The organism is Burkholderia sp. AU33803 (assembly GCF_002223095.1).
GTDB lineage: Bacteria > Pseudomonadota > Gammaproteobacteria > Burkholderiales > Burkholderiaceae > Burkholderia.
Genome location: NZ_NKFJ01000004.1, coordinates 262,385 through 287,685 on the forward strand (window position 1 = coordinate 262,385; position 25,301 = coordinate 287,685).

At 61.0% G+C, this 25,301-nt stretch carries 12 protein-coding genes; 7 read left to right on the forward strand and 5 right to left on the reverse strand.

Annotated features, from left to right (window positions below):
* The first annotated feature begins 20 nt into the window (after nucleotides 1–20).
* Together CFB41_RS37160 and CFB41_RS37165 are read left to right on the forward strand one after the other, a co-directional pair.
* Nucleotides 21–917 (forward strand): WcbI family polysaccharide biosynthesis putative acetyltransferase, encoded by an 897-nt coding sequence (locus CFB41_RS37160; protein WP_144029898.1) that lies wholly within the window; start codon nucleotides 21–23, stop codon nucleotides 915–917.
* 292 nt (nucleotides 918–1,209) lie between these two features.
* Nucleotides 1,210–2,907, forward strand: coding sequence for a hypothetical protein (locus CFB41_RS37165; protein WP_144029899.1), 1,698 nt, complete (start codon nucleotides 1,210–1,212; stop codon nucleotides 2,905–2,907).
* Nucleotides 2,908–2,974: 67 nt separating this feature from the next.
* Here CFB41_RS37165 and CFB41_RS03595 read toward each other — a convergent pair whose 3' ends face one another.
* From CFB41_RS03595 to CFB41_RS03615, 5 genes are all read right to left on the reverse strand, one after another.
* Nucleotides 2,975–4,093, reverse strand: a complete 1,119-nt coding sequence (locus CFB41_RS03595) for a glycosyltransferase family 1 protein (protein ID WP_089455641.1) — start codon at nucleotides 4,091–4,093, stop codon at nucleotides 2,975–2,977.
* A gap of 193 nt (nucleotides 4,094–4,286) precedes the next feature.
* Nucleotides 4,287–5,909 (reverse strand): glycosyltransferase family 4 protein, encoded by a 1,623-nt coding sequence (locus tag CFB41_RS03600; RefSeq protein ID WP_089455642.1) that lies wholly within the window; start codon nucleotides 5,907–5,909, stop codon nucleotides 4,287–4,289.
* 6 nt (nucleotides 5,910–5,915) lie between these two features.
* Nucleotides 5,916–8,843, reverse strand: coding sequence for a glycosyltransferase (locus tag CFB41_RS03605; RefSeq protein ID WP_089455643.1), 2,928 nt, complete (start codon nucleotides 8,841–8,843; stop codon nucleotides 5,916–5,918).
* Nucleotides 8,844–8,849: 6 nt separating this feature from the next.
* A complete protein-coding gene (locus CFB41_RS03610) occupies nucleotides 8,850–10,805 on the reverse strand; it encodes a DUF4214 domain-containing protein (RefSeq protein ID WP_089455644.1) in 1,956 nt (651 codons plus the stop codon).
* Nucleotides 10,806–11,249: 444 nt separating this feature from the next.
* Nucleotides 11,250–12,407, reverse strand: coding sequence for a hypothetical protein (locus CFB41_RS03615; RefSeq protein WP_373558612.1), 1,158 nt, complete (start codon nucleotides 12,405–12,407; stop codon nucleotides 11,250–11,252).
* A 793-nt stretch (nucleotides 12,408–13,200) separates the two neighbouring features.
* On the opposite strand from CFB41_RS03615, the gene CFB41_RS03620 reads away from it, so the two are divergent.
* The 5 genes from CFB41_RS03620 to CFB41_RS03640 are packed head-to-tail and all read left to right on the forward strand — an operon-like array spanning nucleotide 13,201 to nucleotide 25,247.
* Nucleotides 13,201–14,406, forward strand: a complete 1,206-nt coding sequence (locus CFB41_RS03620) for a capsule biosynthesis protein (RefSeq protein ID WP_089456550.1) — start codon at nucleotides 13,201–13,203, stop codon at nucleotides 14,404–14,406.
* Nucleotides 14,399–15,190: an SDR family oxidoreductase gene (locus tag CFB41_RS03625; RefSeq protein ID WP_089455645.1), complete on the forward strand. Its 792-nt coding sequence runs from the start codon at nucleotides 14,399–14,401 to the stop codon at nucleotides 15,188–15,190. Before CFB41_RS03620 ends, CFB41_RS03625 begins: the two co-directional genes overlap by 8 nt.
* The gene (locus CFB41_RS03630; protein WP_373558613.1) at nucleotides 15,187–16,719 is read left to right on the forward strand and encodes an LTA synthase family protein; all 1,533 of its coding nucleotides are present in this window, start codon (nucleotides 15,187–15,189) and stop codon (nucleotides 16,717–16,719) included. The genes CFB41_RS03625 and CFB41_RS03630 overlap by 4 nt, the downstream gene beginning before the upstream one ends.
* Nucleotides 16,720–16,722: 3 nt before the next feature.
* Nucleotides 16,723–24,333, forward strand: coding sequence for a type I polyketide synthase (locus CFB41_RS03635; protein ID WP_089455646.1), 7,611 nt, complete (start codon nucleotides 16,723–16,725; stop codon nucleotides 24,331–24,333).
* Entirely contained in the window at nucleotides 24,330–25,247 is a 918-nt protein-coding gene (locus CFB41_RS03640; protein ID WP_089424588.1) for a UDP-3-O-acyl N-acetylglycosamine deacetylase, read from the forward strand. Before CFB41_RS03635 ends, CFB41_RS03640 begins: the two co-directional genes overlap by 4 nt.
* Nucleotides 25,248–25,301: the final 54 nt, after the last annotated feature.

A 25,301-nucleotide genomic window follows, 5' to 3' on the forward strand; every position in this document is an offset into this window, starting at 1 on the left:
TCCGAAACGACAGGCGAATCATGAAAATCTCTCTTGTAGGCATCTGTCAAGTTGTGGGGATGGCCGCTTATTTGCGAAGGCAATTTCCCGAAGTAGAAGTATCTAGTTATCATGTGCAGCCGACATCAAATAGAAATGAAATAATCGGTCATCTGAGAAACTCGGATTTAATTATTTCGCAAATCCTGCCTGAACATGGTATGGAGGAGTTTTCGAAAGATGCACTGTGGGAAATCACGAGAAATGTTGTGATCATCCCGCCGCTGGTGTTCAGCGGATTTCATCCCGATATGATCATCATTCCGCATCGCGGAACGCCACTGAATTCTCCGATCGAGGTTTATCACTCAAGAATCATTGCGGCGGCCTATACTCTCGGTTTGCCCGATACGCAGGCGGCAAATATTGTCAATTCATTGATATTTGATCGCCTCGGTTATTTTCATCACTTCAATGCAGCCAAGGAAGTATTTTTTGAGCTGTTGCGTCCTTATCAGCTCGAAGAGTTTGCGCGCTCCCGTTGGGACGACTGGATTGCGCGCGGCGCATTCATGCATACACCGAATCATCCAAGCGTCGCTATTCTCGGAGAGTTTGCATTGCATGCCGCCAAAACGGCAGGCCTTGAACCTGGTTCGCCGGTCGAGGGAGAGATCGACGATATCTTCGACGATCAGCATGGCTGCCCGGTATACCCCGAAATTGGGCGTTATCTTGGAGTGCACGGCGCAGACCATTTTCGCACTTACAAGCGAGCGGCCAATAGCGAGGCGGAGAGATACATGGATATCCAACGCTTTGCGAGAAATGCATACGAGATCTATCGTTCGCTGGAGCGTGACGAACTTCTCGTCGATTCCTCGATCCGCTTCGCACGGAAAGTCATCCAGGACCTGATTTCCGGCTCTCGCTTTTGAGCGGTTCTGTTAGAGCAGGCGTCGAGGTACGGTCGTCGCAGTGTGCCGGTCGCGTGATCCGCTCGAACTCAAATGGCGAATCACACGCTTGACGAGACGCTGGCGCACCCCAGCACGCAGCTATGTCGATTGTCAGTGGCCGCTTCTACGGGTGACACGACTGGCGAACGAAGCGTCTCGTCAGCAGTCTACGGCTGTGTTCGGCGAGCGTACTCGTAGGAACCATGCCAGGCACGTACCGAGACCGATGCCGATATTTGCTGGATTCTCCGACTTGCGTGTTGGATTGCCTATGAGACATTTTGGATCGGTTGTGGCCGTGCTGGTTGGCCTGTCCGCTTTCGCGACAAAGAATGTGGTTGCACAGGTGGTTGATGTGCCCGGTCGAGAGATGGTTATGGGTACGGATCGAAAGCACGGCAGCCGCGAAGATGCCATCTGTGATCCGACAAGAGAAGAGGACTCGACTGCCTGTCTAGAGAAAAAGATGCGCGGCCTGATCGGTGGAGGCCGTGTCAAGGTAACCGGCAAATATCTGATTGAGCGACAGTTGGTTGTCCCGCCCGGTGTTTCACTCGAGGGTGAGTGCACAACGCCGGGAACCAACGGCAGCAACTCGATCGCCGAATATGCCAATTCGCGTTGCGGTGTGATGAATGTAAGCCCGGCGGCGACCATCGTCCTGTCGTCCGGTGCGAGTATTCGGGCAATGCAGATCTTTCGCGCGGGGATGACGTTTCCTGCGCCCGATAGCAAGTCGTACGCAGGAACGGCAATTACGATCGGCGGTGATGACGCTGCGGTGGACCGCGTCACGATTCTCGGATTTGAACGAGCAGTGTACGATGCGGGTTATCAGAGACCATTGATCGATTCGTTGTACGGTGATAATAACAATGGCATCGAGCTTACGCATGTTTACGATGTTGCTCGGATTGCCAATTGCCATATGTGGCCTTTCGCAACAATTGCATCGTCGGGAGGTGTCTCACGTAATCGGCGGTCCGGCATTGCGTATAATTTGCACGATACTGTTGATGGGCCGGTTCTCGTCAATAATTTTGCATATGGCTATAAAATATCGTTCCGCTTTGCGAATGTCAGTACGGTTAGTGCTGTCAACAATTTTTCGGATAACGTTGAGCAATCTTCTGATTCTGAAGGATGGCGATTTGATGGAAATCTGAATGGATTTTCGGGAGTGGGAAATGTCGCCTGGAGTCAGGCTGTTGGGGTGCGGGTTAATCTAAATCCGAGTCAAATTGTTGACTTATCTGGCATGCGATTTAATCATAATGTCACGCATATTTATGTTGAAAGTGGTAATGTGAAGGCGTATGGGGCTGAATTTTTCAATTCCAAGAAGATGTTGGTGATTCGGCGCCCGGAATCAATCGTGATGTTCGATAGGAATACGTTGGCGAATAACGATGTCGGTATTTCTACGCTTGTTTCGACGTCCAATATCAATATCGGACCGGATAACCTCAATTTGACGGACAAACAGGATGGGGGGCTCTCGTCCGGGGGGCTCAAGATACCCGAACTGATATCGAGTGAGTTTCTAAGTCTCCCGTCAAATGGTGAAGTATTTGCGGTGAAGGGGGCCGTCGGGTTGCGGTATCTCGGTGGAGGTTGGCCAGGACGGACGATCACGTTGATATTTCGCGATGCGTTAGCGGTCTATTCGGGCGACGGCCGTGATTCCCTGTTTGTGGACAACGGCGGTAAATTTCAGGCGAACAGCAACGCGGTGCTCGTGCTTGTTCATGATGGAGTGCGCTGGATCCAGGTGGCCGGAGCCGGCGCACGACCCGAGGCGATGCCACAGGCAACGGTCGCAACTCTACCCGCATGCGGCAAGTCATCGGTCGGATCGACTTACTTGGTGACCGACGCAGCGACGCCACAATATGCGAAGCCGCTAACCGGCAGCGGGACAACGACTGTGCTGGCGGTGTGTGACGGGGCGAAGTGGGCTGCGCATTGACGTGGTGTCGTCATGATCTCTCGCTGGATACCGCGATCAGATGATTTCATTGTGCCGGCGTCGGCGACTACGCCTGAGAGATTTGCCGATAGAGCTCGATCGTCCGATCTGCGCAGCGCTTCCAGGTGAAACGGCTGGCCACCGCCAAGCCCGCGGACACTGCGGTTCGCCGCCAGTCGTCGTCAAGGAGGATCTTTGCGATGCCTTGCTTCAACGCCTCGGCATCGTCGGGGTCCACAAGCCACGCTGCGCCACCGGCGACCTCAGGGAGGGATGAGCGATTCGACGTCAAGGTCGGGATGCCGCTGGCGAGCGCCTCGAGGACAGGGAGTCCGAATCCTTCGTAAATCGACGGGTACAGGAAGGCGCGTGCACCGGAGTAAAGGAGCGGAAGTGCTGATTCGGGCACAAACCCGAGATAGTGGAGCCATCCGTCGCGCTGGTAGGTCTCGATGCGAGAATGTAGCGCGTCACTCAACCAGCCTTTGCTGCCCGCCAACACCAGCGGATAGTGCCGTCGTACATCGTCGGGGAGGCTGGAGTAGGCATCGAGCAGGTAGTCAATTCGCTTGCGCGGTTCCAGCGTCGATACACACAGCGAATATGATCCGAATCCAAGTCCAGTCGAACTCAGGAAGTTTTGCAGATCGCTGTTGTCACGAGGGTGGAAATCGGTCGCCACGCCGAGCGGAATCGATGTAATGCGATGGTCCGGCCAGCCGAAGTAATCGATGACTTCCTTTCGCGTGGCTTCGGAGTCGGTGACCAGGTGTTGTGCTCTGTTGAGCGTTGATTCAAACCGGTTTTCGAAATCGGCGAGCCGTTCGCGAGGGTGTGCCTCGGGATACCTGAATACCGACAAATCGTGAATGGTCGAGATTCCGGAGTCGGCCAGATCTGGAAGAAAGTAATTGGGCGAGTGAAACAGGAACTGTCCGGCCTGACGGTTAAGTTGCCAGCGCCGGAACTTTCGTGTGGTCTGAGCAAGCAGCCCCTTTCCGTGTCGAGCCTGAACAAAATTGCTTAACAGTGCATCGGGGTCTTCGATCCAACGATTCTGGAGAAAGAATTTCAACTCTGTGAAATTCGATGAGTCTGCCAGGTAGTGATTGGCCAACTCGTACGTATAACGACCGATGCCAGTGAGAGGTGGGGTAATGGCGTCGACGCAGAAGGCAATTTTCATGAATTCGCGATAGTGGGAAGACAACCTTGTGCGAGGTACGCCATATCCAGTCAAAGTTGGGCGACATCGAGATGGACTCCATCTCGATGTCGCGATTGATGAGCCATGTATCCGCCCGTCACGCCAAGTTTTTCGGCACACGAGCGGCAAGCCGATCCGGAGGCGCTCTCGACCGGCCGAAGTGCAGTGGTGCTCAACTGATCGAATCGGTGCTCGACATATGGCGACTGGCATGATCTCGTGAAAATTCGATAATACATGCCAGTGCTTCGGCGGCGTCTTCGTAAGCAAACCACACCGGGAGCCCGTGTTCCGCGGGAAGTCCCCTGAGTTTTGCCTGGGGCAGGACTACTGGCACCCTGATGTCTAGATTCTGGCGTATTACGCTGCTCAGATCGCCATTGCTCTCGGTAATCCAGATCAACGAGAACTCCCGAAGCTGCGCCGGCGTAATCCATTCATGGTGTGTAAAGACGGGGCGAATTTCCGCGGCGAGACATTCATGGGTGGCTTCGACAATCGTGGCAAACGACTGGTCGAACCTGTCTCCGATGCACAGAATCCGCGCTGCCGGGCTGGGCGTTCGGGAGTGATCGATCGAAAGCCTGTAGATATGAACGAGACGCGAAACCTGCATCTCGAAGGCATTGAACCGCATCGCTTCCTGCGCATTGACGCCGAGCAGGGTACGCAGTTCCGGAGAACGCGCCATTTCTTCCATACAATGGGCGAGGTCGCTTGAGTTGCCGGGTTCGAAGGTCAAACCGGTGACGCCATGCTTGACCAGTTCCGGCATGCCGCCGATTCGCGATGCAATGACCGGTATTCCGGAGCACATGGCTTCTGTGATCGAGACCGGCTGATTTTCCGGCCAGATTGACGGAAGAACCAGCACGTCGGTATTTTCATAAACGGACGTCATCTGTTCATTCGGGATTTTCCCCCAGAACGTCACGAGATCCTTGCAGCCGTTGTTGGTAACCAAGTGTTCGTATTCCTCACGCTGCTCTCCTTCGCCGATCAGGTTGACGTGAACGTTGACATGGTTCTTGACGATCGCAAGCGCATTTAGCAGGGTGGCGGCGCCCTTGTGCTTGCCGAAGTATCCAACAAAGGTGAAGCGCACGGCAGGTGCTGCACGTCTGTCGATATTGGAAAAGCGTTGGAAGTCGACGCCATTCCAGTTGACGTGCATCTTCTCCGCCGGGAAGCCAGCCTTCAAGTAGGAATTCGCCAAATGGGCCGAAGGCGAGATGAAGGCGTCGACGCTGTCGAACAAGATCCGGAAATGCCCTTGGCGAAGTCGGATCGGTATGTTTCTGCCACGTCCGTCGTCTAGCGGGCCGTGGCATCGCGTGCAGGCCGTGAAGTCATCACAAAGCTGCCCATCTTCAAGCATTGCCGTATTCTTGAGGCAATATCCCCAATGATCATGGAGCGTGACGACGCAAAACGCACCAGCATCCTTGGCGATCCGGAGAATGCGCGTCGACAATCCGATCAGATTATGTCCATGCACCACATCGGGCTTGAATCGATCGATGACGGCGCGAAAATTGTCCTCAACTTCCGGATGGTTGAAGCTGAGCAGGTTGATCTGGAAATCTTCGCCGGTCAGCCGGTTGCGGTGGACCGTGATTCCATCCAGTTCGTCGGTGCGCAAGCTATGTCGGGGGTAGCCTTCACGAATGTCCCCGCAAAACACTTCGACTTCATGTCCGGCGCGTTTCAACATGACCGCTTGTTGGTGCGCGATCAGTTCGGCGCCGCCGATGAATTTCGGCGGATAGACGTTTGAGCAGATAAGTATCTTCATCGCAATTCAGTGATCGGCTTGCAGGGTGTCCATGATCGAGAAAACGACCTGTCTTCTTGAGTCGCCATCACCGAACGACACGATATCTCCTGTCGGTTCTGGATTTCGGTGGTCGCTGGAAACGACGGACATGCGATTGTTTTGAAAGACCGCGTGCCGTTGCAGCGTGATCATGTCCGGCAAGTTCGTCTCGAGATAAACGGCGAGCGGTTGTTTCGTCGCGTATGCATGGGCGATGTCGAGGGCTTGTGCGACAAGGTGCTCATCATCGGACACGACCAGTATCGAATCCGGATAGGGACCCCGAACATCGAGTTCTTCAAGCACGAGCGGAAGCGAAATGTCGATCGGTCCACTGATACGGGTGACGTGGTCATCACCAGGGCAAACGTCGTGCGATTTGTCGTCCGGGTTGAACGCGAATACTGCGCGCCCATCGGGCACCTGTATCAACGCGTCTACTTGCTTGTCGGTGACAATGAGCGTGCTACCGAGCGAGATCCGTTTGAAAAGGGCGTTCAGGAAGATGCGCGATGCGGTGCTGATGCCGTAGTCACGGATGAGCGACAGCGATTCACCAATGGCCGCCTGCACGCCGTCTTCGTCGGCATCTTCATGCTCAGTATCCGTCGATTCGTCGAGTATCTCGAGAAAGCCGGACGTGTATTCCTGCCAGTTCTTGATGGCGCGCTTACCGGCCTGTTCAGTCAGGCGTTGCATCAGTGCCCGGTCACTGCCTGCCTTGAACAAGGCATCCGCGATGCGGCCAGGTGTTGTCATATCTGCCGTCAAGCAGCCGCCGTCGCTCGCGAGCTCACGCATCACGCCATCCGAGTGGCAAATGCAGGGCTTGCCGTGCCACAGGCTTTCCATGATGGGCATGCCGAAACCTTCGATTTCGGAGGCGTAGATCGTCAGTGTCGAATCTGAGTAGGCCTTACGCAACGTGTCGTCGTCGACGATACCGAGCCATTTCGCACGGGGCTCCGATTGGCAGAATGCCGTCATCTCGTCGGCAATATCCTGGGCCCCTGCATATCGGTTCCCTATAAACGTGATTTCCCAGTCAAAGTCAGGATGGTCCTTCGCCAGCATTCGCAGAGCCGAAAGTATTTTCCTGTGCCCCTTTCTGGGCTCCAGCGTCGATACGCACAGAATGCGGGTCGGCCCTTCGGACGACGAGTTGATCGACGCGACAACTCGGGACGTGCCACCAAACTCGCCGGGCAGAGCGTTGACACGGACCCGCGGCCCGGCGAGATCGTTCGCTTTCCAGAATGTATCGAGGCAGTCGCCCGAGAATTGGGAAATAGGAACGACCACGTCACAATGCGAGATGCCTCGCATGTAGTCGGCGTGGTTCTCGCGAATTGCGGAATCCTTAACGTAGTCGGGACGGAGCACGGGAATCGCGTCATAGAAGATGGCCGCCGTCCGGATGCCGTTTTGCTTGCAGAACTTTCGAATGTTGACGCCGTTCTTCTCGAATATGGTTTCAGTAAGAAGAAGCCACGTATTGTTGCCGCGATACAGATCCGAATGGTCGCTCAGCAGCTTGCGTCTGCCCGCCGGAGAGCGCGGCAAGGCATTCCCGGCGACCGGGCCGTTGTATTGCGACAACTGCTTGTACTCATGTTCCGTCGGGAACACATACTGTTTGATGCTTGGATCCCACATAACGAAGACGGGATCCACAAAATGTTGTAGCTCGCGACTGAGTCGTCGGGTGACGCGAATGACGCCGGAATTGGCCGGGTCAATTGCGGCGTTGCTCACGTCGATCAAAACCTTCCTGCGGGCGTGACCGAGGTCACGGATGAGGTCGACATATTGCCCGATGACTCGCTGCCAGCGGAAATCCCGATGAAACACCGTCCGTTCCGCCCAGTGATCGGCGGCAACTGCGTCGGCGGAATCGCGTAGATAGGCGAGTTTGTCCACCATCTCGATTGTATTCGCACACAGGTACCACGGGTGAACAACGACCTCAGGGTGTGCGGCGACATTGAAAACCAACGTGGGCTTGTTCAGCCATTGCATCTCTGCGAGCGGAAGATTGAATCCTTCCCAGGTCGACACGGAAATGCCGACGTCGCAGGCTTGCATCAGATCCTGCAGTTGCAGATCGCTCGGGAACCCGACCGGGTGCACGTGATCTCGTGCGGACGCGGGGCATTCAAACTGCAGGGGATCGGCCAGCACGAAGATGTTGTGGTCGATGTTCCGCTGCGACAGCTCGGTCGAGATGTCGAATACACATTCGGAATTCTTGTAGCAGCCGGGTTCCCAGCGGCCCAAGTTGATGATGTTCAGTTTTTTCCCTTTCGAGGCGCCGAGGATCGGCGACGCGAGCGATTCGGAATTCTGGGCTGCATCGTCCCAGATCGCGTCTGCCATGTGATCCCCGCCGAGCAGGATCGTTTCGGATGACACCGAGGGGGCGTCGATCACGGATTGCGATGTCGCGATGAACTGGCTGATCGGCGAAATCTTGGTCAGACTGGGCAAGTGCTTCTTACGCAGTTCCTTAAGGTAAAGCTGGATCTCACGAGCGTGTCCCTCGAATCCATCGAGCGGGACGGAGCCGCAGTCGATGAACAAGGTCCGGCAGTTGTGCTTTTCGAGAACCGGAATCGTAGAGAAAAATGGCCAGCCACCGATGATTGCGACGTCAGGTTTCGATTTCCAGAACAGCTCGTCCCATGCCCTGTCGATCCACTTTGACGTAAAAGTGTCGAGCTGGATGTAGGCCTCGGCACCATCCGGAATTCGATAAATTTGATCGGCGGCATTTTTTACCACGGATTCATTGAAATTATTCGCAATCACAGTGACGTGATGTCCCTGCTTGCGAAGATTCTCAGCGAGAATCAGCAGTAGTCGATCGACGCCAAAGCGAAACAGAAGCCGTTCATTGCAAATCAGAATATTCATGATCGTTTATGCCTTTTTTTGCGCTTTTTTATCGACGACTACGTAGTCTTGGGGGCCTGCGTTTACATCACGTGCCCTATCGCGAGGCGCCTGCCAAGTCACCCCCTCATTCGCCTGGCCGACCGTCGTAGAGATTTTTGTCAACGTGTCGTCGAGTGCCTGCTTGAACGAATCCAATTGTTTTGCGATGGCAAGCAGTTGGGCCTGATCGGCGGTACCGCTGGATTCGCGGAAGTTGTTCGTTCGATGTACGCCTTGCTCGATGCGACTGATCCTGTTTTCGAGCGCACGGAGGCGTTCGTCGTACATGATCCACTGGGGTTGTTCCGCGGAGCGTTTGCGCTCCTTGACGATGTGATCGACGTTCGACCGGAGTACGTCGACCGTCTGTTGCAGCATTTCAATCTCTGAGTCGCGAACTCCGTTGTTTTCGACGATGAAGTGCAGCAAGGTTGCAAGTGACCGGTCGTGTGTCGACGATGCGCTGCCGACGTCGCCCTCAGACAAGCTGGGCTTTTCCGTGCGTGTAGATTGCACGCGCGAGGCCGTGCCGGAAGTGCCGTGAGCGCTCGGCTGGGGGGTGTCGGGCACGGCGGAAACGACGCGAGCGGTATCCAATATGTCTTGGCGGAGAAGGTCGACTTCGTTCTTCAACTCGAGGGCGAAGGCTTGACTTGTTTTCCTGCTGTCCTCGATGGCGCTGAAGACGACGCGATAGATGTCGTCCGAGCGCGTTGCGCCGTCCTCGAGTTTGACGAGTCGCGTGAGATGATCGTGATCCGACTGCGTTTTCTTCTCGAGTTTCCGGATTCGTTCGTCGTAGGCGATCCACGGAGAACGCTTGGCCGATTCGGCAATCATTTTAGATGTGGCATCGATGCTCCCCTGCAGGGATGTGATCGCGTCACGCGTAATACAGGCCTGGATATTCGAGATTTGATCGCGTTCTCCGATGGCAATCAGGATCCGTTGGAATGCGGAATCAGCGGCTGCGGCGCGAGCATTGGTATTGGCGATGAGGGTGCTATTGGCTAGCTTAGCCAATTTCGCGACGCGATATGTACGATAGTGAACGATGAACGGGAAAGCGATCCAGCGAATCACGGGGATTGCCTCCAGCGTTTCCACCATGCTCGCATAGGTGATATCGTGGAGAACGGTTGCGGCTTCCTGTCCTTCGAGACTTGCGCGCAAATTCCGAATGATCTTGACCTTCGAGATGCCAGACCGGATTTGATTCAGGTAATGACGGAGGCCTTGGGTGTCCGGTTCGCGCCTCAAGATGACGCGATAGGCTGAACGGACGAATCCCTCGTCTTCATACTGCTGGAGCGTCGTCGCGGAAAACTGGATTGACTTTTTGCCCGAGGTCGATGGCCCGAGCTTGCTTTTAAATCGGCGGCCGATTAACGGAAGATTCGAGAGAAACAAAAGTCGTTTCGCACGTCGTATTCCCGCGAGTTGGGTGCCTAGCAGTTTCCGTTCCTGCGATGCCCAAATGTGAAGAAGGACTTCGAGCTGGGAGTCGCCCGACTGGAGTTGTTCGAGTAGATGCTCAAGGCCAGCTTCATCGGGCTCCCGGTGCAGGAGATGGGTGAACAACCGGTGAAGGAAGCGTTCGTGTTTTTCGTCGAAGAAGTCGACGAAACTCGGATAGATGGGCAGTGCAGGGTAGGCCAGATCGAACCGGGCGGGTATCGATACACTGGGTAACGGCGGCAGCGGATGCGGTTCGAGCGTGGCATGATGGTGTGTGCCGCCTGACGCATGAACGGCGCCGCGCAACTCGATGGCGATCTGCTTGATGCGCTCGATATCGGGTGCGATCGAATCCGGGCCGCCAGTATGCACCTGTGTCGGATCGACCGCCTTCTCGAGTTTGGAATGCAGGATTCGGTTGGCTTGCTTCGCAACTACCTGTCGGATTCGGTTCTTGAAGTGAGCGATTTCAGTGGGCTGCATGGTTTTGAACCTTCTTGGAGGTAATTGCCGAATTAAAAATCGTGAACTTTCTGCTCGCCATCTGCCGTGTCGATGAAGCCGTCAGAGCGAAAATCCGATCGTCGCGATTCGAGGAAATATCGCGCGATGATCGGTGTTCGATTGCGGAAATATGTTCTCGGCCGTGTGGGCAAGTCATCGAGTAGGCTCGGCGGGAGCGTACGTACTGCATTCCCATCTCGCGAGGAAGGCGCCTTCGAATTATCGGTGCCGAAAGATTGATTGCCGGAAATTCGCAACCGACCACCCTGCAGATAAAGCTCGCGTACTACCGCTTCCGCAAGCCAAGAGATGCCTCTCCGCCGCTCTTCTCGTGGGATGACGCAGGCTCCGAATTGCCTGCGTCATCGTGTTTAAATGGTCCGATATATTAGCAGCTCGCCGAGAATATGGTGTCGCAACAGATCAATCGTGATGTTCGCGAATTCCCGCGAGCAACAGGCTCAAAATTCCCCATGCAATCATTCCGAGTGCGATTGCCTCAAATATCAATCTGAGTCGCTTGGGCTCAGTTGCGACGTCAGGGGTGTTCGGTTGAACCAGTCGGGCCAAGTAAAGTTGCTTTCGCTCTGCCTCGCTGCGAGCATTTTCCAGTGCTGAGATGGTCGAGGCAAGTTGCTTGTTGGCAACTTCCGAATCCAGTTGCAACTTCGTATAGGCGACATTTTTTGCCGACAACGAGCCCTTGCTGCCGGTGACATCTCCGGTGGAGTCGTGGATCTGCTTCTGCAGCATGGCGATATTCTGCGTCAGTACCGGAATCTGAGGGTTCTTCGGCGCGATGGACTGCAGTTGCACAAGTTGGGTTTGAGCGCTGAACAGTTCCGTTTGCAGCTTCGTGATTTGCTGAAGTTGCAGGGCTGACTGCTTTTCAGGGTCGAAAACTGCGTTTCCGTTTCGATATGCGGCTAGATTGACTGCGGCTGCCTTGGCTCGTTCTGCGGCTTCGTCGACCTGGCGTTGGGCAAATCGCACCGTGTCGTCCGCGGCACGCTTGTTCATCTCGTTGATCAGGCGTTCGCTTATCTCCAGCAGCTTCTCATTGATTCCGGCGGCTTCATTGGCGGTATAGGCGCGCACCTGCAGGGTCGCGATGCCGGATGCGGAATCCAGATTCACTGACACAATGTGCTTGCCGTAGTATCTCCATAGCGATTCGAAGCTACCGTCGAGGCTTGCGTGGAACCTGCTGAAGATGTCGCCCTGCGTAGAGTAGGCGGTCGCAATGCCGCTGTTGGTATTGAGTTCGTGAAGTGCATCACGCGACTGGATATAGTCGATGACGGAGTAGGCATCGTCCGGCGTACGGGAAAAGGCAGCCCCTTGCAGCAGGGCGCCCATGACACTGCTGGAGCTCTGGCGAGATGCGCTTCTTACAATAAAGCGCGACTCCGAGACGTACACATCGGATGCGATCAGGCCGTAGTAGACGACTGCGATGATGGTCGGGACGATGACAGTGATTACAAACAGCCGATTCATGTGCTTAAATCTACCGATCAGGCTGCGTTCGACTGGCGTCGACTGATTGTTCGTTGCAGTGTTGCTAGAGATCTGTTCCAACTCGTTTCCGCAGGGATGTGGTGCCCTCACTTCGTTGCCAGCATCATCTCGTCTGGCAGAGGGCGAATCAGAAATCCGGGGTGCTGTTCAGGCTTTGCGCCGACTGCCTGGTGTGCATCCCGGGACGTGCAATCATGTACCGTTCCTGGCTCTTCGTACTGTAGGCCGGAGCGGAGTCGCGATCTTGCTGTCCATGCCGCGCCGGATTCCGCGAGGCGGCTGCGCGCAAAATTATAGCTGCCTTGAGTGTACGATATCACTCGTAGCCGACACTTTTGTGTTCTATGGTGCGGTGGCGTTCGGCAGAGGCGAATTCGCCATGATGTGGTTGCACATAACAGAACAGAAAGATTGTGCCTATATCTGCGTGGTGTACTCGTCGGGTGTAATCCGCTCTGCTGCCGGTCGCAATGCATGTTGATGCTATCGGAAATTGACAGTACGCAAAATTGTTCTGGCCAATAGTCTGATTTGAAAAATAAAGGGCAAGCAGAGTCGGATTCAGGTCGAGTGAGGGCTTGTGGTGACCCGGGAGCGGAGGGGGCTCGTGTGCTTGGGCGCGTGAGCGGGGCATGCGTGCGGCGCATTGGTCGGCGCGAGTAAGGGCATCTCGACCGGGACGTTGTAATACGCCACATATTTCGCTCGCTGCCTTGTGGGCGCTCAGTTTGGAATGCTATATTCGGCGGCCTTGCGAATCGCGAGCAATCCCGGCGCGATGAATGCCAATTTCAGAGCCCGATTCGATGAATGAGGGCAACTCCCTCGGGACGCCCGGTTGGTTGATATTTCGATGCCTCGCTCCTTTCTAGTGCTGCAAGGCACGGCTTCCCTGTTCTTTAGTCGGTTGTCCGAGGCGCTCTCCGCCCGCGGCCACGCGGTTTGTCGTGTCAATTTCTGCGGCGGCGACTGGTTGTACGGTCGGACGCGGGAGGTCATCAACTATCGCGGGAAGGCTTCCGATCTTCCGGAATGGTATGCGGCTCTGGTTCGTCAGAGGGGGATTACGGACGTCTTGATGTTCGGTGATTGCCGAGAGATCCACCAGCACATGCATTTGGTATCCGAGCGGCATGGCATCCGATTGCACGTCTTCGAGGAAGGTTATATTCGCCCGCACTGGATTACGCTTGAGCGTCACGGCGTCAACGGCAGATCGACGATGCCGACCGATCCCAAGAATATCCTTCAGTTTCAAGGGCATGTTCCACCAGCGCAACCTGGCGAGGCAACGGGGTATAACCTTTTTGAGCGAGTCTTTCATGACATCGCGTACCGTATCGCGAACGCACTGTTGGCTTGGCGGTTCCCGCGTTACCGTAGCCATCGTCCGCGTAACGGGCTAGTCGAATACACAGGGTTGGCGGTGCGAACATTGTTACGGGGCAGGCATCACCGTCAAGCCGAGGCGGTTACACGAGAGTTGCTTGAAAGTGGGCGACCGTACTATCTGTTTCCGCTGCAACTGAACTCCGATGCGCAGATCATCGTGCATTCGCCTTTTGACGGCATGCGCGAGGCCATCGACCAGGTGATCCGGTCGTTCGCGAAGCACGCACCGCAAGACGCGACATTAGTCGTCAAGAACCATCCGTTTGACACGGGGTTGATCGAGTATCGGCGTTTCGCGATGTCGCTTGCACGTGCAGTCGGTATTGACGGGCGCTTGCGCTTTATTGATTCCGGCCATCTGCCTACGCTGCTGGAGTTCTCGCGTGGGGTGGTAGTGGTCAACAGCACGGTTGGCTTGTCTGCCTTGCACCACGAGCGCCCTTTAATGGCGCTCGGTACTGCCATATATAATATGCGCGGCCTGACTTGGCAGGGAGGGCTGGACGACTTCTGGAGCCACAGCGAACCGCCTAATATGGTCCTCTATCGTGCCTTTCTCGACTACGTGATGCATCACACGCAGATCAACGGTGATTTTTATACGCGCACCGGCATTGCTATGGCGGTGAAGGGCGCTGTCGACCGTTTGGATTGCGTGGATGCGTAGTCGCGGGCCAGTTCACATCGTCATTACAGGCGCGAGCGCAGGCCTCGGGCGGGCCCTGGCGCTCACCTATGCGCAACCGGGCAACGTGTTAGGTCTCGTCGGTCGCGATTGCGAGCGGATCGCCGAGACTGCGGTAGCCTGTCGCTCGCGAGGAGCTGCGGTCGAGACGGCGGCCATTGACGTGTGCGACGCTGCGGCTATCGCCGCTTGGCTCGATGATTTTGATTCCCTGCATCCGATTGACCTACTAATCGCGAATGCCGGCGTCGCTAGCACGATTGCATCGGCCTCAGACTGGGAGGGGCTCGAGCGTACGGCGCGCGTCATCGACACCAATCTTTACGGTACGCTGAATACGGTCCTGCCCGTCATTGACCGTATGCGCGCACGCAGGCGTGGCCGGGTTGCGATGGTCAGCTCGATCGCTGCACTGCGTGGCATGGCGATTTCGCCGGCCTATTGTGCAAGCAAGTCCGCCATCAAAGCGTATGGCGACTCGGTGCGGCCACTACTTGCGCGAAGCGGCGTCGGCGTCACGATGATCCTGCCCGGCTTTGTAAAGACGGCGATGAGCGACGTGTTCCCCGGCGACAAGCCGTTTCTGCAGAGCGCCGAACGCGCGGCTGCGTACATTCGGCGCCGGTTGGACGCGGGGCACGGGGAGATCGCATTCCCCGGGCTGCTAGCATTCGGCATGCGCATGCTGTCAATCTTGCCCGCCGCACTCGCCGACGCGATCCTCGACCGCCTGTCCTATCTGCCGTCGAAGGATCGGGCCAATTGAGCGCGCGTCTCGCCGTGACGCTGACGGCCGCCGTCGTAATGTCGTTCGCGGTCGACTCGATCGCCGTCCCGCGCGCGCCACTGCGGCGGCCGCTGTTGTCGTCAGTGCTTCACATTCTTTCTGTAGTCTTCGTGCTCGACTTTGTGTTCGCCGTCACGTCGCGGCCGTTTTTTGCGGCCTGCTCGGCGCTGGCCCTCGTCGGCCTTGTCGCCGCAGTCAGTAATGCGAAGTACGAGTCGCTGCGCGAGCCGTTCGTATTTACCGATCTGAGCCTTTTCAGTCAGTTGTTCTCGCATCCCCGTCTTTACCTGCCGTTCTTGAGCGCCGGCAAGGTTGTCGCAATCGGTGTCGGTATCGTGCTCGTGATCGCAGGCTTTCTCGTCGAGCGCCCCGTGCCGGCAGGCGCCGGCATGTTGGTATGGCTCACGGCCGGGCTGCCGTTCATGCTGGCCGTCCTCGTGGCCGCCCGTGTGCCGCTGACACTCGATCCCGATGCCGACCAGCGTCGACACGGCTTCTTTGCCGTGTTCGTTGGCTATCTGCTCAACGGCTTGCGTCCCGCGACGTTCCGGCGGTTCCGCGAGGTCGTGGCGGCTGGGCCGTTCGCAACAGGCAAGCCGACGAGACGCCCTGACGTGATCATGATCCAGAGCGAATCGTTCTTCGATGCGCGCCGGCTCGGAGAGGCGATCGAGCCGAGTCTGTTCAGGCGCTTCGACGAGGCGCGTCGCGAGGCCGTCTGGCATGGCGAGATGACGGTGCCTGCGTGGGGGGCAAACACCATGCGAACGGAGTTCGCGGTGCTGACCGGTACGGAATCCTTTTCGCTCAGGTATGCGCGTTTCTATCCTTACGCATTTGTAAGAAATAAGATCGCTTCACTTGCATCCTGGTTCGACCGTTGCGGTTACGACACAGTCGCGATTCATCCCTACTACGCCGATTTTTTCGGACGCCACCGGGTATTTCCGTTACTCGGTTTCACGCGCTTTCTCGATATCCGCCATTTTGCGTCGGCGTCCCGTGCCGGCCCGTACGTGGCGGACGCCTCCGTGTCGGAGTCGATCATCGCGGAACTCGAGGCGACAGATGACGTTCGCCCGCGATTTATCTTCGCGATGACCATGGAAAACCACGGCCCGCTGCATCTGGAGGAGGTTTTGCCTGGAGAATCGTCTTCACGGCATACTCTTGGCGAGGACGCATCTTGGCGCGATTTGACCGCATATTTGAGGCACATCGAAAATGCCGATGCAATGATCGGGCGTCTGATCGATTATCTGCGCACGAGCAATCGTGAAACGGTCGTTTGTTTCTACGGCGATCACGTTCCCGCTCTGCCGCACGTATTCGAAAAGCTGGGCGTTTCCCCACAAACCAGCGACTACTTCATTTGGCGAAATTACGGCACAGATGCTCCAGAATGCCGGAATTTGGCAGCCGAAGAGCTTGGGGCGGCGCTGCTGCATGTGGTACAAGATGACGGAAATCGTACGGAACAGCCGTGCGCATCCGAGAAAGCGACATAAAAGATGAACAGCAAGATTGCAATAATTGGGGTGGCTTGTCGGTTTCCCGGAAGCGCGAACAATCTCGGCGACTTCTGGCAACTGCTGCGCGACGAACGCGACGCCGTCACCGAAATCCCCGCCGACCGCTTCGGCACCGATTTCTACCAGCACCCGTCCAAGCGCGAACCGGGCAAGAGCTACACGTTCTCGGCCGGCGTGCTCGACAACGTCGCCGGCTTCGATGCCGCGTTCTTCGGCATTTCCCCGCGCGAAGCGGCCCAGATGGACCCCCAGCAGCGCCTGCTGCTCGAACTCGCATGGGAAGCGTTCGAGGACGCGGGCGTGCGCCCGGCCGACATGCGCGGCAGCAACTGCGGCGTCTTCGTCGGTGCCGCCAGCATGGATTACGGCAACCGCAACATGGACGATCTGAACGTGATCGATCCGTATTCGGCGACCGGCAACACCCTGAGCATCGCGTCGAACCGCGTGTCCTACCTGTTCGACCTGCGCGGCCCGAGCATGTCCGTCGACACGGCCTGCTCGTCGTCGCTCGTCGCACTCCACCAGGCCGTCAAGGCGCTGCAGTCCGGCGAAGCCGACGTGGCGCTCGCGGGCGGCGTCAACCTGCTGCTGCACCCGTTCGGTTTCGTCAGCTTCTCCAAGGCGTCGATGCTGTCGCCGCGCGGCCGTTGCCGCACGTTCGATGCAACCGGCGACGGCTATGTCCGCTCGGAAGGCGGCGCGTTCGTGCTGCTCAAGCCGCTCGATCGCGCGCTCGCCGACGGCGACACGATCCACGCGGTGATCGCCGGCTCCGGCGTGAACTCGGTCGGCCACACGCCGGGCGGCATCAGCGTGCCGGGCGCGGCCGCACAGGCGTCGCTGCTGCGCAGCGTCTACGCGCGCGCGGACATCGATCCGCAATCGCTGGCGTATCTCGAAGCGCACGGCACCGGCACGGCGGTCGGCGATCCGATCGAGGCGCGTGCGCTGATCGACGTCGTGTCGGGCGAGCGCCCGGCGGATCGTCCGCTGCTCATCGGTTCGGTCAAGACCAACATCGGCCATCTCGAAACCGCATCCGGCATGGCCGGCTTGCTGAAGGCCGTGCTGTGCCTCAAGCATCGCGCGGTGCCGCGCTCGCTGCACTTCGTCACGCCTAATCCCGGGATCGATTTCAACGGCGGGCGTCTGCGCGTCGTCGATCGCTACATGCCGCTCGACGCGGGCGACGCGCCGCTGACGATCGGCGTCAACTCGTTCGGCTTCGGCGGAACGAACGCACACGTCGTGCTGACGGAGGCGCCGGCTGCAAACAAGGCATCGACGGCCGCGCCCGAGCCGACGCAGGCGCAACTGTCTCCGCTCGTGCTGACCGCGCGCAGCGCGAGTGCGCTCGGCGCGCTCGCGGGCCGCTATCTGGCGATGCTCGACAACGGCGGCGACTGGCAGGCGCTGGCCGCTGCAGCCGCACGTCGGCGCCAGTGGCTGGAGCATCGCGCAATCGTCGCCCCGGCCAACCAAGCCGAAGGCCGCGCCGCGCTTGCGGCACTGGCCCAGCCGGCAGCGGAAGGGCTGCCGGCCTGCGTGGCAACCGGCCAGGCCCCGGCCGAAGCGGTGCGCACCGCGCTCGTCTTCTCGGGCAACGGCTGCCAGTGGGTCGGGATGGGCAACGAACTCTATGCGGAGAACGCCGTGTTCCGCGCGGCGCTCGACGAAGTCGACGCGCTGTGGTGCGCCGATGGCAGCCCGTCGCTCGTCGACGTGATGCGCGGCGGCCCGAGCGCGGAATGGCTGGCCGGCGCGGGCGCCGAATGGCTCGCCGCGACGGAGAACGCGCAGCCGCTGCTGTTCGCGATCCAGGTCGGCATGATTCGTGTGATCGACGCGCGCGGGATGCGTTACGACGCGGCAATCGGCCATAGCGTCGGCGAGATTGCCGCGGCGTGGGTGACGGGCGCGCTGTCGCTCGCCGACGCGGTTCGCGTAATCAAGATCCGCAGCCGCGCACAGGCGATAACACGCGGCAGCGGCCGGATGGCGGCCGTCGGCATCGGCGACGCGGCGGCGCGCGAACTGATCGCGCGCCACGGACTGGCGCGGCGCGTCGAGATCGCAGGCATCAACAGCCCCGACGCGGTGACGCTCGCGGGCGAGCTGCAGGGCTTGCAGGCGCTGGAGGCCGCGCTGCGCGGCAGCGGCAAGTTCTTCCAGATGCTGGATCTCGACTACGCGTTCCACAGCAGCCACATGGACCGCATCGAGCCGGTCGTGCTGGCCGAACTGGCGAGCCTGCGGCCGCAGCCGGGCAACGGCACGTTCGTATCGACCGTGACCGGCGGCGCGCTGGCCGGCACCGAGCTCGATGCCCGCTACTGGTGGCGCAACATTCGCGAGCCGGTGCGCTTCGGCGACGGCATCGCGCATCTGATCGAGCAGGGCGTCCGGCTGTTCGTCGAGGTCTCGCCGCATTCGATCCTGCGCACGTACGTGAAGCAGGCATTCTCGGCCGCCGGCGCGACCGGCGTGGCGCTGCCGACGCTCAAGCGCGATCACGGCAGCGCGGCGACGCTGCGACAAGCGATTCTCGCGGCGATCGCGCACGGTGCGAGCGTCGATCCCGACCGCTTCGCGCCGGGCGAATCGCGTGCTGCATTGCCGTCCTATCCGTGGCAGCGCGACCATTTCTGGCTGACGCCGACCGTCGAAGGCTACGGCCTCGTCAATCGTCGTCGCGAGCATCCGCTGCTCGGCTATCGTCTCCACGAGCACGCATTCGCGTGGGAAAACCAGCTCGATCCGGCGAAGCTGCCGATGCTGGCCGATCACGTCGTCGACGGCGGCGTGGCGTTCCCTGGGGCGGGCTACGTGGAAATGGCGCTCGCCGCGGCACGTACCTTCTTCGATACGCCGGATGCGGCGCTCGAAAACGTCGAGATCCGCACGCCGGTGGTATTCCAGCCGCAGCAAGCAAAGCTGTTCAGGCTCGTGATCGAGCCGCGTACCGCGACCTTCACGATCGAGACGCGCGACCGGATGTCCGACGGGGCATGGACGCTGAACGTGACGGGGCGGATGCTGGAAAGCGGCAACACGCTCGGCGAGGCGAGCGTCGTGCCGTCCGACGCGCTCGATCGCCTGCTCGCGTTGCCCGCCGCCGACGGCGACACGCTGTATGCAAACACGGCGGCCATCGGCCTCAGCTACGGGCCGGCATTCCGCTGGGTCCGCACCGTGCGGGTCGCCGCGGACGATGGCGCGGCGCTGGCCGACGTCGCCGTGCCGGCCGCATGCGGCGATGCGCGGGCGTTGTCCGCCTATCTGCTGCATCCGGCGCTGATGGACAGCGGGTTTCATCCGCTGTTCGCACTGCTGGCGGCGCACGCGCGCGAAGGCGAGCATCCGGCTTACGTGCCGGTGCAGATCGGCCGGGTCGATTATCTGCGCGGCGACACGGTCGAGCGGGTGCTCGTGCGGATCGACCGGCACAGCCCGCATTCGATCGTCGCGCATTTCGAATTCCTCGACGCGCGCGGCGCGATCGTCGCGCGGCTCGGCGCATGCCGGTTCCGGCGCGTCGACCTCGTCGGCCGCCGGCAGAACCTGCCCGCGCGCTTCGTCTACCGCCTGGAAGAAGTGCCGCTGCCGGGTGACGTCGATGCAGCCGGTTTGCCGGCCCCCGACGTGTTGCTCGCGCATGCAGCCGCGCGGCTCGATGCGGCCGGGCACGACGGCCGCCGGACGCAGCATCTGACCGAAATCCTGCCGCTGCTCGACGTGCTGGCGAGCCTCTACGCGCTTCGCGCGTTCGATGCGCTCGGCGCATTCGCCGGCACCTGGCAGCCGGCGGCCGGGCGTGAGGCACTGGCCGAACGTTTTGCCGACATGCTGGTCGAGGACGGCCTCGCTCATCGCGACGGCGCGCTGCTCGTGCGCGACGACGCGGCGTGCGCGGCGTTGCCGCCGCTCGACGAGCTGTGGCGCGGGCTGCTGGCCGAATCGCCGGGGCACGTGGCCGAGCTGACGCTGCTCGCGCATTGCGGCGCGGCGTTGCCGGACGTGCTGAATGGCGCGAAGGACGGCGCCCGCCTGCTGTCGCCGACCGGGCACAGCCTGGTCGAACAACTCCTGGCCGCATCGCCGACGTGGCAGCACGTGCATGCGTTGCTGGCCGCGAGCGTCGAGCAGGCCGTGGACGCATGGCAGCCGGCACGCCGGTTGCGCGTGCTCGAGCTGGGCGCGACGGACGGCGACGTGCTGCAGACGCTCGGCATGCATCTCGCGGCCGCACGTTGCGATCACACGATCGCCGCGACTGCCGGCCAACTGGCCGGGTTCGACGCCGATGCGGAAGCGGCGGTGCGCACGGTTGCGTTGCAGTCGGGCGAGCGGTTGTCGCTGGCGGCCGACGAAGCCGGCCCTTACGACCTGATCGTCGCGAACCGCGCGTTGAGCGGCCGGCACGATGTGGCCGACGCGCTGAATGCAATGCGGTCGTGGCTGGCGCCGGGCGGATTGCTGCTGCTGGCCGAGTCGCGTCGCGGCCGTTTCTCCGACATCGTATTCGGCGCGCAGGCTTCGTCGACGGAAGCCGATGCGCCCGCGCCGCTGGCGCCGGCGGATCTCGACGCGGCGCTCGAACGCGCGGGCTTCGTCGACGTCGTGCGGCACGTCGAGCAATCGCTCGATCTGGACGGCACGCCGACGTTCGTCATCGCGCGCAACCCCGCGAGTGCCGTGGTCGCGCAACGCGGCGAGGATCAGAGCGATCTCGATACGCTTGCACGCAGCGAGCAATGGCTCGTCGTGCACGCACCGGATGCCGCCGGCAGTTTCGGCGGGCGGCTGGCCGACGCACTGGCGCGCGCGGGCTATCCGGCCGATATCGTCGACGTCACGCATGCGGCCGATGCGATCGCGTCGTTGCCGGCCGGACGGCCGGCGCATGTCGTCTTCTGCGCGCCGGAAACGCCGCTCGCCGAATCGGCGACAGGCGATGGCCTCATGGCCGCGCAGCGTAACGGCGTGATCGCTCTGGCGGAACTCGTTCGCGCGCTCGGTGCGCAGCCGAACGCGGCTACGCGGCTGACCGTCGTCACGCGCGGCGGCGCGCCGTTCGCCGGGACCGCGAATGCGCATCCGGAACAGGCCACGCTGTGGGGTCTCGGTCGCGTGCTGGCGAACGAGCATCCCGAACTCGCGTGCCGCCTGATCGACGTCGATCGGGCGGCGGACCGGATCCCCGACGTGCTGATTCGCGAGCTGACCGGCGCAGCGGTCGAGGAAGAGGTCGTCCTGGGCGCACACGGGCGGCAGGTGCCGCGCATGCTGACGGCCGCGCAGGCCGCGGCCCGCAACGATGGCGCGATCGCGCGTGCGGCCGTGCTCGCGTTCGATGCGCCGGGCTCGTTGCGCAATCTCGAATGGTTCGCGTTGCCGGAAAGCCCGCTGGGCGACGACGAGGTGGAAATCGAGCCCGTTGCCACCGGCCTCAATTTCCGCGACGTGATGTATGCGATGGGGCTCTTGTCCGATGAGGCGGTCGAGACCGGCTTCGCGGGCGCGACGATCGGGATGGAACTGTCCGGTCGCATCGTCCGCGTGGGCAACGCCGTGACGGGATTTGCACCGGGCGACGCGATGCTCGGCTTCGCGCCGGCTTCGTTCGCGACGCGCGTCAGGACGCGCGCGCAAGCGATCGCACTGAAACCCGAACGGCTGTCGTTCGAGGAAGCGGCGACCGTGCCGACCACGTTCTTCACCGCGTACTACGCACTCGTCGAACTCGCGCGTCTGCGTCGCGGCGAGCGCGTGCTCGTGCACGGAGGCGCGGGTGGGGTCGGGATCGCCGCGATCCAGCTCGCGCGCCACTTCGGCGCGGAAGTATTCGCGACGGCCGGCAGCGACGAGAAGCGCGAGTTCGTGCGCCTGCTCGGCGCGGACCACGTGCTCGATTCGCGCGGCCTCGCTTTCGCGGACGAGATTCGCGCGCTGACGGGCGGGCAGGGCATCGACATCGTGCTGAATTCGCTCGCCGGCGAAGCGATGGTGCGCAGCATCGATACGCTGCGGCCGTTCGGTCGTTTCCTCGAGCTCGGCAAGCGCGACTTCTACGAAAACAGCCATATCGGGCTGCGGCCGTTCCGCAACAACATCAGCTATTTCGGCATCGACGCCGACCAGTTGATGGGGGCGTTGCCGGAGCTGACCGCGCGCCTGTTCGGCGAAGTGATGGCGCTGTTCGAGGCGGGCGTGTTGCATCCGCTGCCGTATCGCGCGTTTCCGGCCGAACGGGCGGAAGATGCGTTCCGCTACATGCAGCAGGCGCGCCAGATCGGCAAGGTGCTCGTGACCTATCCGTCCGGCACGCCGGCCCCGACGCGCGGCGTCACGCGCGCGGGTTCGCTCGCGCTCGATCCGCATGGCACGTATCTGGTGGTCGGCGGCACGGGCGGGCTCGGTTTCGCGAGCGCGCGCTGGATGGTCGAGCGCGGCGCGCGCCGGCTGACGCTGGCGAGCCGTTCCGGCGAGCTCGCTGCCGCCGCACGCGAGGAAGTCGAGCGCTGGCGCACGACGCTCGGCGTCACGGTCGATGTCGTGTCGTGCGACGTGACCGACGCCGCGGCGGTCGACGCGATGATCGATGCGATCGTCCGGCGCGGCAGCCCGCTCAAGGGCGTGCTGCATTCCGCGATGTCGATCGATGACGGCCTCGTGCGCAATCTCGACGATGCGCGCATGGCCGCGGTGCTCGCACCGAAGGTGGCCGGCGCGTGGAACCTGCATCGCGCGACGCGCGCGTTGCCGCTCGACCTGTTCGTTGTCTATTCGTCGGCGACGACCTATCTCGGCAATCCGGGGCAGTCGAACTACGTCGCAGCCAACACCTTCCTCGAGGCGCTTGTCGAACATCGTCGCGCGGCCGGGTTGCCGGGCACGTTCATGGCCTGGGGGCCGCTCGAGGACGTCGGCTTCCTCGCGCGCCACGCGGATACGCGCGAGGCGCTGCAATCGCGGATCGGCGGTGCGTCGATCACGTCCGACGAGGCGATGGTCGCGCTCGAACGCACGCTGGTCGCAGGCGCGGCAGGCGAGGCCGTGGTCCGGCTCGACTGGCACGCGGTAGCGCGCGGGATGCCCGCCGCGAAGGCGCGCCGGTATTCGCTGCTGCAATCGCACGCGAGCGGCGGCGATGCGCGCGACGGCGGCACGCAGCTGCGCGAAGAGGTGCTCGCGTTGCCGCGCGACGAAGCGATCGCGCTGGTGGCGCGGACGCTGCAGGCGCAGATCGCGCGGATTTTGCACATGACGCCGGACCGCATCGCGCTCGACAAGTCGGTGCTCGACATGGGCATGGATTCGCTGATGGGGATGGAACTCGGCCTCGCGGTCGAGGAAGCGTTCGAGGTCAAGCTGTCGGTGATGGCGATTGCCGAGGGCGCGTCGGTGACGACGTTGGCCGGACGTATCGTCGATTCGATCGGCGCGTCGACCGATGCGGATGCCGGTTCCGCGACGGATGCCGCGCAGGAGGCCGTCGCGGCGCTCGCGGCGAAGCATGCGATCGACGGCGAAGCGCGCGCGATGCTCGATACGCAGGCGTCGCCGACGCTGGAGGTCGCGCGATGAGCGCGCCGTCCGGGTGGGCGACGCGGCAGGGCACGCTGGCACGTCCGCTGGCGATCGACGGTCACGGGCTGCACACGGGGCGCCGGGTGGGCGTGCGGATCCTGCCCGGACGTCCGGAAGAGGGCGTGACGGGCATCGCGTTCCGTCGCGTCGCGCAGGGGCGCACGCTTGCGACGCTGCCGGTCGATCCCGCGCTGCGCCGCGCGCAGCCGCTGTGCACGATGCTGCGCAATGCCGACGGCGTCGGCGTTCGCACGATCGAGCATCTGCTCGCGTCGCTGCTTGCATGCGAGATCGATCACGCGATCGTCGAGATCGATGCGGAAGAAGTGCCGATTCTCGATGGCAGCGCCGCGCCGTGGGTGGACGCCATCCGCGCGTGCGGCCGTGTCGCGCTCGATGCGCCGAAGCGCTTCATCCGCGTGCTGCGGCCCGTCGTCGTCACGGATGGCGACGGCGACCAGCGGCGCGAAATGCGGATCGAACCGGCGCCGCGTTACGAACTGAGCGTGCGCAACGACCTGCGCGGCTTCGGCGACATGCATTGGGATGGGGCGCTGACGCCGGCCGCATTCGCGACCGAAATCGCACCGTCGCGCTCGTATGGCCGCGTGAAGTGGGCCGTGCCCGCGATCGTCGCCGGTTATTTGCGCGGCGTGCCGATCCTGCGCGGCGCGCGGCCGTCGTGCACGGCGTCCATCGTCGGCAATCGCGTGCTGGGCGGGATGCGGCTGCCGGAGGAGTTCGTCCGGCATCGCGTGCTCGACCTGGTCGGCGATCTCGCGCTGGCCGGCGCGCCGCTGCTGGCGCGCGTGAGCGCATTGCGGCCGAGCCACGAGATGAATTTCCGGCTGGTCGATGCGTTGCTGGCTCAACCCGACGCATGGCAGTGGGCCGAGTTTCCCGACGCGTGACACCACGCTTTTTCATGATGCGCGGCGTAACATAGCGCCTTTTCGAGATACAGC

Bases quoted from the DNA above. Each gene is read 5' to 3' on its own strand.
- CFB41_RS37160 (WP_144029898.1), top strand. From the start codon at position 21: ATGAAAATCTCTCTTGTAGGCATCTGTCAAGTTGTGGGGATGGCCGCT.
- CFB41_RS37165 (WP_144029899.1), top strand. From the start codon at position 1,210: ATGAGACATTTTGGATCGGTTGTGGCCGTGCTGGTTGGCCTGTCCGCT.
- CFB41_RS03595 (WP_089455641.1), bottom strand. From the start codon at position 4,093: ATGAAAATTGCCTTCTGCGTCGACGCCATTACCCCACCTCTCACTGGC.
- CFB41_RS03600 (WP_089455642.1), bottom strand. From the start codon at position 5,909: ATGAAGATACTTATCTGCTCAAACGTCTATCCGCCGAAATTCATCGGC.
- CFB41_RS03605 (WP_089455643.1), bottom strand. From the start codon at position 8,843: ATGAATATTCTGATTTGCAATGAACGGCTTCTGTTTCGCTTTGGCGTC.
- CFB41_RS03610 (WP_089455644.1), bottom strand. From the start codon at position 10,805: ATGCAGCCCACTGAAATCGCTCACTTCAAGAACCGAATCCGACAGGTA.
- CFB41_RS03620 (WP_089456550.1), top strand. From the start codon at position 13,201: ATGCCTCGCTCCTTTCTAGTGCTGCAAGGCACGGCTTCCCTGTTCTTT.
- CFB41_RS03625 (WP_089455645.1), top strand. From the start codon at position 14,399: ATGCGTAGTCGCGGGCCAGTTCACATCGTCATTACAGGCGCGAGCGCA.
- CFB41_RS03635 (WP_089455646.1), top strand. From the start codon at position 16,723: ATGAACAGCAAGATTGCAATAATTGGGGTGGCTTGTCGGTTTCCCGGA.
- CFB41_RS03640 (WP_089424588.1), top strand. From the start codon at position 24,330: ATGAGCGCGCCGTCCGGGTGGGCGACGCGGCAGGGCACGCTGGCACGT.